This window comes from Janthinobacterium sp. GW821-FHT03C10 (assembly GCF_059420865.1).
On the sequence record NZ_JBWKUN010000001.1, the window covers coordinates 286,831 to 301,007 of the forward strand.

The following is a 14,177-nucleotide window of genomic DNA, read 5'->3' on the forward strand; positions in this document are numbered from 1 at the left end:
GGCGGCTCGCTAGCGTATCGCCGCCTGGCGCGTCAGCCAGCGGTCGACCATTGCGCGCAGCTGGGCGGCCGTGAAGGGCTTGGGCAGATAATCGTCCATGCCGGCCGCCATGCAGCGCTGCCGGTCGTCCTCGGTGACGCCGGCCGTGAGGGCGATGACGGGCAGGCGCGGCGCGCCGCTGGCCGCTTCGCGGGCGCGCAGGGCCTGGCACGCCTGGTAGCCGTCCATGACGGGCATCATGCAATCCATCAGGACCAGGTCGTAGCGCTGTGCGGCCAGCGCTTGCAGGCCCAGCGCGCCGTTCTCCGCCGTGTCGATGCTGTAGCCGCGCGCGCTCAGCTGCAGGCACACCAGCTGGCGGTTCAGCGCCGTGTCCTCGACCAGCAGGATGCGCGCGCCCCCTTCCGGGGCCGTTGCGGGCGGGGCGGCCGGTTCCGATGGCGGTTCCGGTTCCGGCTGCGGTGCCGGCGCCTGGGCTGCCAGGCAGGGCAGGCGCACGGTGAAGCGGGAACCGGCGCCGGACGTGCTGCTGCAGAAAATCTCGCCGCCCAGCAGCGCCACCAGGTGCTTGCAGATGGTCAGGCCCAGCCCCGTGCCGCCATAGGCGCCGCTGATGCTGTCGTCGGCCTGGCAAAACGGTTCGAAGATGCGGCCCAGCTGCTGCGCCGTCATGCCGATGCCCTGGTCGCTGACCATGGCGACGAGGCAGGCGCTGGCGCCGTCCGGCGTGGCCGGTTCCAGGTGCAGGCGCACGCTCACCGTGCCGGTGGGCGTAAACTTGATGGCATTGCTGAGCAGGTTGCCGAGGATTTGCGCGAGGCGCGTGCGGTCCGAGCAAATCAGCGGCGGCACGCTGTTGCCGATTTCGCTGACCAGGCACAGCTGCTTCCCGTCCGCCTGCGGGCGGTGCAGCGCCAGTACGTCATCGAGCAGCTGGCGCGGATCGAAGTCGCGCAGCTCGATGCCCATCTGGCCCGCCTCGACCTTGGACAGGTCGAGGATATCGTTCAGGATGCGCATCAGGTGCTGCACGCCATCGCCGATGCGCTGCGCATGCTGCCGCTGCGGCGCATCGGGCGCGGTGTCCCGCAGCAGTTCGGCCATGCCGGCGATGCCGGCCATCGGCGTGCGGATTTCGTGGCTCATGACGGCCAGGAAGCGCGACTTGGCGGCATTCGCCGCTTCCGCGCGCGTTTGCAGCGCCAGCGCCATGGCCGCGTCGCGCTCCTGGCGCCGCAGCAGGGCCATGATCAGCGCGATGGCCGCGGCCAGCACGAGCAGGCTGACCACGGCCGCGCCGCCCATGGTGCGCAGCATGCGCCGCCAGCCCGCCAGGTAGACTTCGTCCGTCACGGTCACGTTGATGGCCAGCGGATAGTCGCGCACCAGCCGTACGCCGGCCAGGCGGTCGACCGTGCGTCCCCGGTCGGCCGCGCGCGGCGTGTCCACCTGCAGCACGCCATCGGTCTTGCCCTGTTCCAGCAGGCGGTAGGTGCTGCCCGTCAGGTTGCGCTTGCCCATCATCTCGGGCACGGCCGGCCAGCGGGCCAGCAGCGTGTAGTCGCTGCGGTACAGGGAAAAGGCCGTGTGTTCGCCGATGCTGGTGCTCTGGAAGAATTTGCTGAAGAAGTCGCATGACAGGCCGACCAGCACCACGCCCAGGAAGCGGCCGTCCGGCCCGCTGATGCGCCGGCTGATATAGAAGGTCCAGGCGCCGTTGCCCTTGTTTTGCACGGGTGCGCTGACATGCATGCCGCCGTCCGGGTGGCGCCGGTGATACTCGAAGTAGTCGCGCTCGCCGAGGCGGATGGACGGCGCGGGAAAGGCGCGGCTGAAGGCCAGCACGCTGGCGTCGCTGCCGACGATGGACACCACGTCCACTTGCGGCACGCCGCCGATCTTGTGCCGCAGCGTCTGGTGCATGGCCGGGGTGCCGACGGCGGCGGCCAGCGCTGGCGCGTCCGCGGGGGCACCGATCTCGTTGCTGACGCCGTCGAGCACCAGACGGGCGGCCGTGATGCTCTGCGCCGTGTTTTCCGCCAGCAGCAGCGACAGGTTGGACAGGTCCTGTTTCCAGTCATCGACGGCTTCGCGGTACAGCAGCACGCCGGAGACGGCGATGCGCAGCGCCAGCAGGCCCACCAGCACCAGGCCGACGACGGCCGTCGTCGTGCGCGGCCGGTAGCGGTGCACCAGGCGCAGGGCGGCCTGGCGCGCGTTCATGCCTGCGCGCCCGTGTATTCAAGCATGCTGCGGCGAACCTCCTGCTCCACCGCGCCGAGCAGCGCCGCCGTCTCATCGAGCCAGTCCGCTGCCGCCACGCCCTGGTGGCGCACCAGCCGCTCGAGTTCCGCCAGGCGCGCCACCAGGGCGCCGGCGCCCAGCAGGGCCACGGTGCCGCGCAAGGTATGGCAGCTATGCACGATGGCTTGCGCCGCACCGCCGCGCACGGCCTGCTCGACGCGCGCAAACATGGCCGGCGACGTGTCGAGGTAGGTCTGGGACAGGGCGCGGAACATGTCCAGGTCCTGGCCGGTGGCCTGGAACAGCACGGCGGGATCGATGTGGCGATAGGCTGGCATGGCGGCTCCGTGGCGAGGGGAAAGCGGTGGCGCGAAGGTGACGCGCTAGGCGGCCAGGCTGTTGCGCCGCGCATGGCCGGCGCAGCAGGCGCGCAGATAGCCGCGCAGCTCGTCGTAATTGACGGGCTTGGCAAAGAATACGACGCCGGGCGGCACGCCGCCCCGTTCTTCCAGTTCCTCCGGCGTCAGGCTCGACAGCATGGCGATGTGCATGTCCGCCAGCAGCGGGTCGGCCAGGATGGTGCGGATCACTTCGTAGCCGTCGAGGCCTTCCATGACGATGTCGGCCAGCAGGATGTCGGGCTGGTCGCGGGCGATTTCCATCAGCGCCTGGTAGCCGTTCTCGCAAAAGCGCAAGTCCGCCTGCAAGCCCCATGAGCCGATCTGCTTTTCATACAGCGCGCGCTCGATCGGATTGTCTTCGATCACGAGGATGGAGGGCGGGCGCCCCGATGGGGCGGGGCGGCTGGCGCGTGCCGCGCGCTGGTCCTGGCCCGGCTGGCCGGGATTGCCCTTGTAGGCCTCGACGGCCGCGAGGGGAATGCGCCGGTGGCCGCCCTTGGTCTTCCAGGCTTCGATCACGCCCGCCTCGACCAGTTGCTGCACCGATGTCACCGAGATGCCGAGGATTTCGGCGGCCTTTTGGGTAGTGCAAACGTCTGCAGTGTGCATGATGGGCTTTATGGTCGCATATGAAGTTGAAGGGGATGATACGCAATCGCGCTCAAAAAATCAATTTCAACGAATTAGATGAATTCACTAAAATCCTGGCGTGCGCGCGCGGCAGGGGACAAGATGGGCCTGCGGTTCCAGGATCTCGCGCCACTCGCTCCACTCGGCGTTGCTGTGGCGCAGCAGGGTTTCCATGCGCTCCCCGTCCAGGCCCAGCACCCGCGCGGCGGCCAGGGCCGGCCCGCGCGGTCCCGCGCCGTTGCGCAGTATCAGGTCGGCGAAGCCGCTGGCCAGCTTCAGCAGCCAGGCCAGGTCCGTCATGCGCCCGGCCCGCCCGAAGCCGGGCGGCGCGGCATGGCAGCGCACGGCGTCGCACAGGATGTCCGGCATGCCCCAGCCCCGCATGAGGATGGCCGACAGCGCCAGCTGGTGGTGGCCGAAGCGCTGCGACTCCGTGCACAGCAGCCGGGCCGTGGCGCCATTGCCGTGCTGCTCCAGCAATTCTTCATATTCCCGCGGCTGCAAGGTGGCCAGGGCCAGCTGGCCGCAGTTGGCCAGCAAGCCGCAGCTGTACAGTTCATCGGCCGGCGCCAGCTGCAGCGCGTCGCCGGCCACGCGGGCCGCGCACGCCATGGCCAATGAGTGCGACCAGAAGCGCTGCGCGTCGAAGTGCGCGCACGTGGCCGCGGGCAGGGCGGGGGCAGCGAACGCCTGGCGCAGGGCGGGCAAGCCGATGGCCGCCAGCATCGTGGCGTTGACGGCCGCATGCATGCGCTCGCCCGGCGGCACGCCCGCATTCGCCAGGCCGATGACCTTGCCCGTCAGGGCGGGATCGCAGCCCAGTTGTTCCGCCAGCTCGTCGAGCGGCAGCTGCCGCTGGCACAAGGTAGCCAGCCACTGGCTGCGCCAGGCGGGCGAAGGCAGGATGGTGCCGCCGAGCAGGCGCGCCAGGTCGATGTGCGCGCTCATGGCCGGCTCCCGACGCTGCCGCGCGCATCTGCCTGCGCCGCGCCCGCCGTTTGCAGGGCCGTGACCGCCTGCGACAGCGCATCGAGCGCCATCAGCAGTTCCGCATGCAGGCGGCGCAGCGCGCCCGTATCGTTGGAAAAGCCCGCATGCACGGCCTGGCGCGCCAGCGCCTGCAAGGGGAGCAGGCCCATGGACTGGCTGCCGTCGAGGATTTCCTGCGCCAGCACGCGCGCCGGGGCGGCCCGCTCGCAGCGCAACGCATGGGCGATGCCTGCCAGGCGGTCGCGCGTCTCGGCCACGAACAGCGCCAGAATTTCGCCCTGCAGGCGCCGGTCGCAGCCGAACATGGCGTCCAGGCGGGCCGCGTCGAACGGCGGCGTTTCCTGCGCCTTGGCTGGCGGCGGTGCGCTGTCAGCCGCTTTGGCTGGCGGTGCCGTTTTGCGCATCTGCAGCAGCGCATGCAGATCGGCCGGCGCCGCGCGGCCGGCCCGGCGCCAGCGGGTGCGGCGCCAGAGCAGGGCGGCCAGCAGCAAGGCCAGGCCGGCAAGGGCCAGCGCCGGGCGCATCAGCGACAGGTCTTCGCAGCGAAGGAAGGGGTGGATGGCGAGGAAGGTGTTCATGACAGTGCTCCAATGCTATCTAGGCAAGTGATCCTGCGTAATGGCGGACCTAAAAGACGTCCCAGTCGCCCGCATCGGCGGCGGCCGGCGCCGTGGCTCTGGCCTGGCCTGCGGGCCGCGTGGCGACCAGCTTGAGCGCCGCCTTGTGCTGTGCGGGCCGCCGGGTGGCAGGCGCTTGCGGTGCCGCGCCGGCCTGGCCTGGCGCCAGCCTGAAGGCGCCTACCACCCCAGCCAGCCTGGCCGCCTGCTCCTGCAGCGACTGCGATGCCGCCGCCGCTTCTTCGACCAGGGCCGCATTCTGCTGCGTGACTTCATCCATCTGCGTGACGGCGCGGTTGATTTCCTCGATGCCCGTGCTTTGCTCCGCGCTGGCGGCCGAGATTTCGCTGACGATGTCGGTCACGCCGCGTACGGTGTCGACCACTTCCGTCATGGCGGCGCCGGCCTGCTGCACCAGCTTGCCGCCTTGTTCGACCTGTTCCACGGAGTCGCCGATGAGTACCTTGATTTCCCTGGCGGCGGCCGCCGAACGGTGGGCCAGGTTGCGCACTTCCGTGGCCACGACGGCGAAGCCGCGCCCCTGTTCCCCGGCGCGCGCCGCTTCCACGGCCGCATTCAGGGCCAGGATATTCGTCTGGAAGGCGATGCCGTCGATGACGCCGATGATGTCGGCGATCTTGTTGGACGAGCCGTCGATCGCTTCCATGGTGCGTATCACGTCGTCCATCACCTGGCCGCCACGCTGTGCCTTGTCCGAGGCGCTGACGGCCATTTGCTTGGCCTGGCGGGCATTGTCCGAGTTTTGCCGCACGGTGGCCGTCAGTTCTTCCATGGCCGAGGCGGTTTCTTCCAGCGAGCCGGCCTGCTGTTCCGTGCGCGCCGACAAGTCCAGGTTGCCGGCCGCGATTTCGGCCGAGGCCGTGCCGATGCTGTCCGTGCCCGCACGCACTTCGGCCACGATGCGCACCAGGCTTGCGCTCATGTCCGCCATGGCCAGCATCAGCTGGCCCACCTCGTCGTTCGACGTGGCGTTCACTTGCACGCTGAGGTCACCGCCCGCGATGCTGCGGGCCACGCCGATGGCGCCGGCCAGCGAGGCGGCGATGCGCCGCGCCAGCAGCAGACCCATGCCGGCCACCAGCGCCGTCACGGCCAGGGCCAGGCCGATGGAAATCCAGCGCGCGCTGGCCGCGGCGGCGGCGCCGTCGGCGGCACCCCTGGCGGCCAGGTTTTCGTTGTAGCGGTGGTGGGCGGCCAGGGCGTCGACCAGTTCCTTGATGATGGGCTGGTTTTCCATCAGCAAGTCGCGTGCCGCGTCCAGTTCGCCCGCCTTCGACAGCGCCAGCACCTTGTCGCGCACCGTGTCGTAGCGCGCCAGCACGGCACGCTCCGCGGCCAGCAGCGCGCGGTCCTGCTCATCGGTGATATCGTCTTTTTCATACTGGTCGAGCGCCTTGCCGACCGCCGCGCGCGCTTCCCTGATGCCCGCTTCGAGCTTGTCGCGCCCGGCCGCATCCTTGCTGGCCATGTGCTGCCAGACGGCCGTGCGCATCTGCGCGAACGGCACGAAAGCCTGGTTCAGGGTCAGCAGGCTGGGCACCGTGTTGACGGTGGCATAGCTGGCCGCCGCGTACACGCGGTCCATCTGGTAGATGCCAAAGCCCGCCAGGGCGGCCAGTCCCACGACGACGGAAAGGATCAAGGCGTACAGCCGTTTAGCGATGGTCATGATGGGCGCCGCTCCAATGAAGTGAAATTCAAGAAAATGATTATTTTCGGTGTTTTTTCATTCTACGATAAAAATCTGTTTTATTCGAGGAATTTGTTGTTGATTTATTTTATTCAATGATTTTCATCAAAATCGTACTGTTGTGCCTGTCTGGACCGCCAGCCCGTGTATAAAAAGCCACACGCCGCGCGGCGCGCGTTCTCGCGTGTGGCACGCTTTGCTGATTGGTGAAAAAATGGGATTTGCTTGATCGCCATCAAATACGGTGCGCAGGCGCGTGCCGCCGACTGACTCTTGTAAAGGAGCATCATGACTGCCTCTGCCCGGCCTGGACCCTTGTTAGTATTCACCGCAGTCATCTTCATCCTGCTTGGACTGGCGCTCGTTGGCGGCGGCGCCTGGCTCGTCAGCCTTGGCGGTTCCTGGTATTACGTGGTGGCCGGCATCGGCATGCTCGTCGCGGGCGCGCTCGTGTGGAAGGGGCGGCGCAGCGCCCAGCTTTTCCTGGCCCTGCTGCTGTTCGCCACCCTGATCTGGTCCGTCATCGAAGTGAAGTTCGACTGGTGGCAATTGCTGCCGCGCCTCGATATCTGGTTCGCCGCCGCCGTCTGGCTGCTGCTGCCGTTCGTCGACCGCCGCCTCGACCCGCCATTGACGGCCGGCGCAAAACCGCGCGACGCGGGCAAGAGCGCCCTGACGGCGGCCGTGGTGCTGACTGCCGCCGTGGGCGTGTTCTCGCTGTTCCAGGATTACTACACCCTGCACGGCGAAGTGCCGGCCGAGAACATGGCTGCCGTGCCGCAAGGCGATTTCGCGCCGGGCGTGGCGCCCAACGACTGGGCCGCGTATGGCCGCTCCGGCTATGGCGACCGCTATGCGCCGGCCGCGCAGATCACGCCGGCCAACGCCGCGCAGCTGAAACAGGCGTGGGTCTACCACACGGGCGACTTCAAGGGGCCGAACGATCCGGGCGAGATCGCCAACGAAGTCACGCCCCTGAAGGTGAACGGCATGCTGTATATCTGCACGCCGCACAATATCGTCATCGCGCTCGATCCGGACACGGGCAAGGAGCTCTGGCGCCACGATCCGAAGATCAACCGCGACGCGTCGAGCTACCAGCACATGATCTGCCGCGGCGTGGCGTATTGGGACGTCAATGCGGGCCGCGCCAAAGGCGACCCTGCGCCCGAGGCGGCCGGCATGGAGTGCCCGCGCCGCATCTTCGCGCCCACCATGGATGCGACCTTGATCGCCGTCAATGCCGATACGGGCGAAGCGTGCAAGAGCTTTGGCGAAAATGGCGTCATCGGCCTGTACCATGGAATGGGCATGAAGAAACGGGGCTTTCTGATGCCGACGTCGCCGCCGGCCGTGGCGCAAAACGTGGTGGTGATGGCCGCCAGCGTGACCGACAATTTTTCCACGGAAGAGCCGTCCGGCGTGATCCGCGGCTACGACCCCGTCACCGGCAAGCTGATGTGGAACTGGGATGCCTCGAATCCCGACGACACGGCGCCGATCGCCGATGGCAAGACCTATACAAACAACTCGCCCAACTCCTGGGGCGTGTCCAGCGTGGATGAAAAGCTGGGCATGGTGTACGTGCCGATGGGCAATGAGACGCCCGATACCTGGGGCGGCAACCGCAATCCGAACGGCGAGAAATACAATAGCGCCATCGTCGCGCTGGACCTGGCCACCGGCAAGGTGCGCTGGGTCTACCAGACCGTGCACCACGATATCTGGGACATGGATATCGGCGGCCAGCCCACCCTGGTCGACATCGACACGCCGAAAGGCAAGGTCCCGTCCGTGGTGGCGACCACCAAGCGGGGCGACATCTACGTGATCGACCGGCGCGACGGCAGCCTGGTCGTGCCGGCGCCGGAAAAACCCGTGCCGACGGCCAACGCCGCCCCCGGCGACCGTTTGTCGCCCACGCAGCCGTTCTCGGCCCTGACGTTCCTGCCCGAGAAGCACATCAGCGAGACGGATATGTGGGGCACGACGCCGTTCGACCAGCTCGCGTGCCGCATCATCTTCCGCCAGCACCGCTATGAAGGGCCGTTCACGCCGCAGACGGTGGCCGAAGGCAAGATCAAGGGCGCCATCATTTCGCCCGGCCCGCTGGGCATCTTCGAATGGGGCGGGGCGGCCGTCGATCCCGTGCGCCAGTTGCTGCTGGTGAATCCCGACTACATGGGCTTTTTGGAGCGCCTGGTGCCGCGCGCGCAAGCCAATGCGAAGGGCGGCACGGGTTCGGAGATGGGCTTGCAGCCGCAGACGGGTGTGCCGTTTGCCGTGGAAATCAAGCCCTTCCTGTCGCCGCTGGGCTTCCCGTGCCAGGCGCCGCCGTGGGGTTATATCGCCGCTGTCGACTTGCGCACCATGAAAAAAGTGTGGATGCACAAGAACGGCACCACGCGCGACAGCGCGCCCGTGCCCATCGCCTTGCCGCTGGGCGTGCCCAGCCTGGGCGGCATCAGCACGACGGGTGGCGGCGTGGCTTTCCTCAGCAGCACGCTCGACTACTACATCCGCGGCTACGACGTGCGCAACGGCAAGACCGTATGGAAAGCCCGCCTGCCGGCCGGCGGCCAGGCCACGCCGATGAGCTATGTCTCCGACAAGACGGGCAAGCAGTATGTCGTCGTCATGGCCGGCGGCCATGGCTCCTTGGGCACGAAGATGGGCGACAGCCTGGTGGCGTTTGCCTTGCCGGACGAGGCGGTGAAGGAGGCGGGGAAAGCGAAGTAAGAGGATAAGTAAGTGAAGCGCATCGGCGGCATGGACTGGTCATGCCGCCGATGCGCCGCCATTGAGTCGCCCGGCGTTACCGCAAGCGGCGATTCAAGACGATGAGTTCGGCATTATCCGCCGTACCGTCCGCCAGCGGGTAGAGCACGACCGCGTAGGCGTGATCCGTGGTCTTGTTGATGCTGGAAATGATCAATTTGTCACCGGGTATCGACAGAACCTCGTTGGTCAGCAAGTTCCGGTAGCCTTGCACGCCTTTGCTATAGAATATTTCCAGTAATTTATCATTTTGCGTGGTCAGCCAGCCGTTTCCAAACTCGGTATTGAAACGCGTGACAAAAGTGTCGTCAGCGATGTCGACCGGCTGCCATGTATTGAACAGAGGATCGGCAAAGTCCGCCAATTCGATGATGTCGCTTGCCCCAGCCGCATCTATTTTTTCGATAATGATTTTATCTTTATCTTGCGCCAGCAGATAGGAATCCCTGTCGAAGGAGGCGCTTAATGTCTGCAAAACAAGGATATCGTTCGCGTCGATCTCCCGCGAGCGCGTGACGTTGCCTTTTTCATCGATCTCCCGGTGCAGCAGGATGCTGCCGTCATTCGCCAGCAAGTGAATCGCCTGCTTGGAAATGGCAATGCGGTTATTCGCGGGCAAGGGGACCTTGCTATTGTGTTTTTTCTTCAGTTTCCCGTTGATAAACTCGATGGCCAGGATTTTGTCCGGTTTCTTATCGTCAAAATCCACATCGTGAAATATCGAATGTGAGTCCGTCGTTCCAATGAAGTCTCCTGTACATGGACGGTTACCCTTTGGTAATTCCACATCTTCACGATGAAAGATCGGAATGCTGATTTCCAGTTCTTTATCAGGATGATAGGGAATGACGGAGACATAGTTTTCCTGATCCGGACTCAGGAACAGTGTCGGCAAGATGCCGTCATCCTCGACGTAGTTTTCAATACTGCCATCCATCCCGACAGTCGTATATATCAGCTTGTACGTGCCATTTTTTTCGTAGACGTAATTAGCCAGCAGCGTCTTTTCAGCAAATGACATGCTGTCTTTTGCGGATATTGCCGTCTCGGCAAGCAACGTTGTCATTGTGCCCCAGTCGCCCTGCGTGACAGACGATGTATAGGGCGTTACCTTGTCGAGGTTTTTCATGCGTCAGATGATCTCCGTATGTTCCGTATCTTATTGTGCCGCCAAACCCAGCTTCAAGCCCACCAGCTTGCCCGGCGCCGCCTCCGTTTTTTCCGGCGCGCCCGCGCTGACCCTGGCCGCCGGCGTGCCGTCCTGCTGCAGGGCCGCCAGAATCGCCGCGCTGCGCTGGGCGCCCAGCTTGCTCAAGGCGTCGGCAGGCAGGGCCTGCTTGGCTTCCAGCTGCTCGCGCAAGCCGGTATAGAAGGCGCCCGTGTCGGCCACTTGCGGCTCGCCCTCGATCAGCTTGCCCAGGCGTTGGAAGACGGGAATCTTGGCCGTTGCCGGCGCGGAGGCGCTGGCGGATGCCGCCGCTGGGGCAGGTGCGGCCGACTCCGCCGCCTTCTTCTGCTTGTCCAGCTCGGCCTTGCCGAAACGTTCGCCGTACAGGTCGCGCAGGGCGCCCCGTACCTTGCGTTCGCCCAGGTTCAACGGCCCCGGTTCTTCGCCCGCTTCCAGCTTGATGCCGGCCTTGGCGGCGACGGCGCGGCGCACGGCCTGGGCGCGCAGGGCGTCCCCGTCCGTGTCGCTGTACTGGCCAGGCACGGCCAGCTTCAGCTGTTCGCGCTTGGCGAGGATGTGCGCCACCTGCTTGAGTTTTTCCCGCTCGGGCGGCAGCAGCACGGCGCTGCCCGCGTCGAAGTCGATGGATTCGAGCTTGTCGGCGCTGATGCCCAGCAAGTTGCCCAGCGCGCGGAACGGCGCCGTGACGATCTTGGTCAGCACATTGCCCACGGCTTTCCAGATCAGGGCGCCATAGCTGAATTGCGGGTCGTTCATGTCGCCCGACACGGGCAGGCCCAGGTCGATGCGCCCGTCGCTATCCTTGAGGATGGCCAGCGCCAGTTCCAGCGGCAGCTTCAGGGCGTCAGGACTGTCGATGCGCTCGCCCAGGGTCAGCTTGTCGAGCACGATCTGGTTGGTGCCGTCGAGCTGGCGGTTGCGCACCTTGTACTGCAAGTCCAGCGAAATCTTGCCTTCGGCCACCTTGTATCCGGCGAATTTCATCGTGTACGGCGAGGCGGAGACCATGTCGACGTTCTTGAACACGACGTTCAAGTCCGTGTTGTCGGTCGGGGCGAAGGGATTTAATTGTCCGCGCACGCGGGCCAGGCCGAATTCGTCGATGCGGCCATCGAGTTCGATCTGGCTGCGCGCATCGCGCTTGGTCGACAAGCCCGTGACGACGCCGTTGAGCTCATAGATCTTGGCGGCGAACTGGGGCCGCAGGCTGAGGTCGGCAAAGTCCAGCTTGGCGTTCTGCAGGCGCACGCGGCGCACGCGCACGGGGAAGCCGGCGTCGGCGGGCGCGCTGGCGGTTGCCGGCGCCGGCGCAGTGGCCGGCTCGGGCGCTTTCACCAGCAGGCGCTGGGCGTTCAGGCTGCGGTCGTTTTCGATGATCAGCTGGGCGTTTGGCTCGACCACGCGCAGCTCGGGGATGTCGACAAAATCGGGGCCCACGCTGGCCGTCAGCTTGTCGGCGCGCACGCTCTTCCACGAGGCGAAGCGCTTGCCATCCGTTTCATTGAGCACGAGGCCGGCGATATCCACGCCGCCCTCATAGCGCACTTTCGGCGCCTTCGGCGCGCCGCCGCCCGTCGTCAGGCGGCCGCTGCCGGAGAGGGTGCCGCCCGCCAGCTTCAGTTTCAGATGCTGCGCCAGCAGCGGTTGCACGGGCGCCAGGGTCAGCTGTTTCAGGTTCAGCTGCGCATCGACGGCGCCCGTGCCCGGCACGAACTTGCCGTTGGCCGTGAGCAAGCCGCCTTCGCGCAGGCCCACGCCCAGCTCAAACGGCAGCGCCTGCTTCATGTCGTTGCTGACATTCTGCAACGACAGCCGCGCATCCTGCAGCGTGCCCTTGATGCCCGTGCCCGCATCGTCGAAACGGGCGCCGAATTTGCTCAGTTCCACCTTGTCCACCGTGGTGGACCAGGGCGCGGATGGCGCGTCCTTGCCTGCGTCGGCTTTGCCGGAGGCAAACACGGGCAGTTTTTGCGCAATCGCAAACTCTCCCTGGCGGTTGCGCGCCAGGTCGATCTGCGCGCCGCTGGCCGTCACGGCGCCCAGGTGCACGCTATGCGCCGCCAGGTCGATCTTGCCATCCGTAAAGCCCAATTGTGCCAGCTTGAACGGCGTGTGCGCGCCGCGCTGCATGGCCAGATCGGCCAGGCTGAAATTGGCGCCGTCGATGACGGTGGCCATGCCCGCTGGCCCCTGCTGCATGCCCAGTTGCAGCTGGGCTTGCAACTGTCTGGCGCTCAATTGCAGGGCAGGCGAGACGGTTTCATCGATGGCGGAGACGTCCACATTGGCCAGCGCCAGCTGTTTTAAATCCACCTTCCACTTGCCAGGTTTGGCTGGCGCGGCGGTGGCCGATGCTGCGGGTGCGGGATTGCCCGGCAGCATCAGGTTCGCCACGTCGATCTCGCCCTTGCTGTCGCGCCGCACGGCCACCTTGCCGCCGTACAGATTGACTTTATCCACCGTGAGGTTCTGCCGCGCCAGGTCGGCGTTCACGCCGGCGATGCCCAGGGTGGACAGCGAGATAAACGGTTCTCCTTTGCCATCGCGGACCAGGGCCAGGTCGCGCAAGGCCAGGCCCGCGCCCTTGACGGTCGCTTCCAGCGTGCCGTCGGCATACGAAAAGGCGTAGGGCAGGCGCGCCGACAGCTTGCCGCTGGCCACCGTCGCGCGCGTGTACGCCTTCAAATACGCGGCCAGGCCGGGCAGGGAAGCGTCGTTCAAAACCAGTTCGCCGTCGCCGCGAATCGGGCTGAGGGAGGCCGTGCCGCGCCAGTGCAGCTTGCCGCCGCGCGCCGCATCGGCGCTCAGGCTGTAGCTGCCGTTGGCGTCGGGCAGGGTCGAGATATTGTCGAGCGTAAAGTTGATTGGCGTGAAGTTATCCGCATAGCCCGCCTTCTGGTCTTGCCAGTCCACTTTACCTTGTTCCAGCGCAAAGTGGCCGATGACGAGGCGCGGCATGCCGCCGTCGCTCTTTTCCGGGTGGTTCCGTTGCCAGGTGGCCAGCACTTCGGCCAGGTTGAACTTGCCGTCCGGCGTGATGGTCAGCTGCGCCTGCGGCGCCGTGATGCGGATTTCCGCCAGGCTCCAGGCGCGGCGCACGATGGATTTCCATTCCAGCTGCACGGCCAGGGTGCCGATGGACAGCAGCGGCGCACCGCTCTGGCCATCCGCGCTGGCCGCTTCCTTGAAAGCGATCTGGTCCGCTTCCAGGCGCAGGGTAAACGGATTGAAGCGTACGGAGCTTATGCTGGCCTGGCGCGCCAGTTCTTTCTCGGCAAATTTGGGCAGCTGGTTTTTGATAACGTAGGGCACCAGCCAGAAGCCGGCCGCGCTGTAGGCGGCCAGGGCGCAGCCGGTGCCGACGGCCCAGCGCTGCCAGCGTTTCCAGCGAAATGTTTTCGTCTGCACGCTTTTGTTGTCGATTGTATTCACGAACTTACCTTTTGATCTTGTTGGGCGGCACATCCTGCACGCCGTGACTGTCAGTATGCCTCTTTGCGAGCTCGTCTGCAAAATCCAAACGTGTTCAAGTGATAACAGACGCCGGGGTGGCCTTGTTTCTTCTGTAAAACTCACACAAATCCAGCCTTACTTGATAATGATTCTCATTATCGGTA

General features: G+C 65.9%; 10 protein-coding genes. 1 reads left to right on the plus strand and 9 read right to left on the minus strand.

Going from position 1 to position 14,177, the window contains the following annotated elements:
- Nucleotides 1–9: 9 nt before the first annotated feature.
- From AC07VH_RS01035 to AC07VH_RS01065, 7 genes are all read right to left on the minus strand, one after another.
- A complete protein-coding gene (locus AC07VH_RS01035) occupies nucleotides 10–2,223 on the minus strand; it encodes a hybrid sensor histidine kinase/response regulator (protein ID WP_494786461.1) in 2,214 nt (737 codons plus the stop codon).
- Nucleotides 2,220–2,582 carry an Hpt domain-containing protein gene (locus AC07VH_RS01040; RefSeq protein WP_475414864.1) on the minus strand — a complete coding sequence of 121 codons (363 nt, stop codon included), beginning with the start codon at nucleotides 2,580–2,582 and terminating at the stop codon, nucleotides 2,220–2,222. Before AC07VH_RS01040 ends, AC07VH_RS01035 begins: the two co-directional genes overlap by 4 nt.
- Nucleotides 2,583–2,627: 45 nt before the next feature.
- The gene (locus tag AC07VH_RS01045; protein WP_494786462.1) at nucleotides 2,628–3,254 is read right to left on the minus strand and encodes a response regulator; all 627 of its coding nucleotides are present in this window, start codon (nucleotides 3,252–3,254) and stop codon (nucleotides 2,628–2,630) included.
- Between the two features lie 87 nt (nucleotides 3,255–3,341).
- Nucleotides 3,342–4,223, minus strand: coding sequence for an HDOD domain-containing protein (locus AC07VH_RS01050; RefSeq protein WP_494786463.1), 882 nt, complete (start codon nucleotides 4,221–4,223; stop codon nucleotides 3,342–3,344).
- Complete coding sequence (locus AC07VH_RS01055; protein WP_475414867.1) at nucleotides 4,220–4,843, minus strand: hypothetical protein; 624 nt, start codon at nucleotides 4,841–4,843, stop codon at nucleotides 4,220–4,222. The genes AC07VH_RS01050 and AC07VH_RS01055 overlap by 4 nt, the downstream gene beginning before the upstream one ends.
- A gap of 49 nt (nucleotides 4,844–4,892) precedes the next feature.
- A complete protein-coding gene (locus AC07VH_RS01060; protein ID WP_494786464.1) occupies nucleotides 4,893–6,572 on the minus strand; it encodes a methyl-accepting chemotaxis protein in 1,680 nt (559 codons plus the stop codon).
- Nucleotides 6,573–6,685: 113 nt separating this feature from the next.
- Nucleotides 6,686–6,883 (minus strand): hypothetical protein, encoded by a 198-nt coding sequence (locus AC07VH_RS01065; RefSeq protein WP_494786465.1) that lies wholly within the window; start codon nucleotides 6,881–6,883, stop codon nucleotides 6,686–6,688.
- Here AC07VH_RS01065 and AC07VH_RS01070 point away from each other — a divergent pair.
- Nucleotides 6,882–9,332: a membrane-bound PQQ-dependent dehydrogenase, glucose/quinate/shikimate family gene (locus AC07VH_RS01070; RefSeq protein WP_494786466.1), complete on the plus strand. Its 2,451-nt coding sequence runs from the start codon at nucleotides 6,882–6,884 to the stop codon at nucleotides 9,330–9,332. The genes AC07VH_RS01065 and AC07VH_RS01070 overlap by 2 nt on opposite strands.
- Before the next feature lie 76 nt (nucleotides 9,333–9,408).
- Here AC07VH_RS01070 and AC07VH_RS01075 read toward each other — a convergent pair whose 3' ends face one another.
- Nucleotides 9,409–10,500: a hypothetical protein gene (locus AC07VH_RS01075; RefSeq protein ID WP_494786467.1), complete on the minus strand. Its 1,092-nt coding sequence runs from the start codon at nucleotides 10,498–10,500 to the stop codon at nucleotides 9,409–9,411.
- Between the two features lie 30 nt (nucleotides 10,501–10,530).
- Complete coding sequence (locus AC07VH_RS01080) at nucleotides 10,531–13,992, minus strand: DUF748 domain-containing protein (RefSeq protein ID WP_494786468.1); 3,462 nt, start codon at nucleotides 13,990–13,992, stop codon at nucleotides 10,531–10,533.
- Nucleotides 13,993–14,177: the final 185 nt, after the last annotated feature.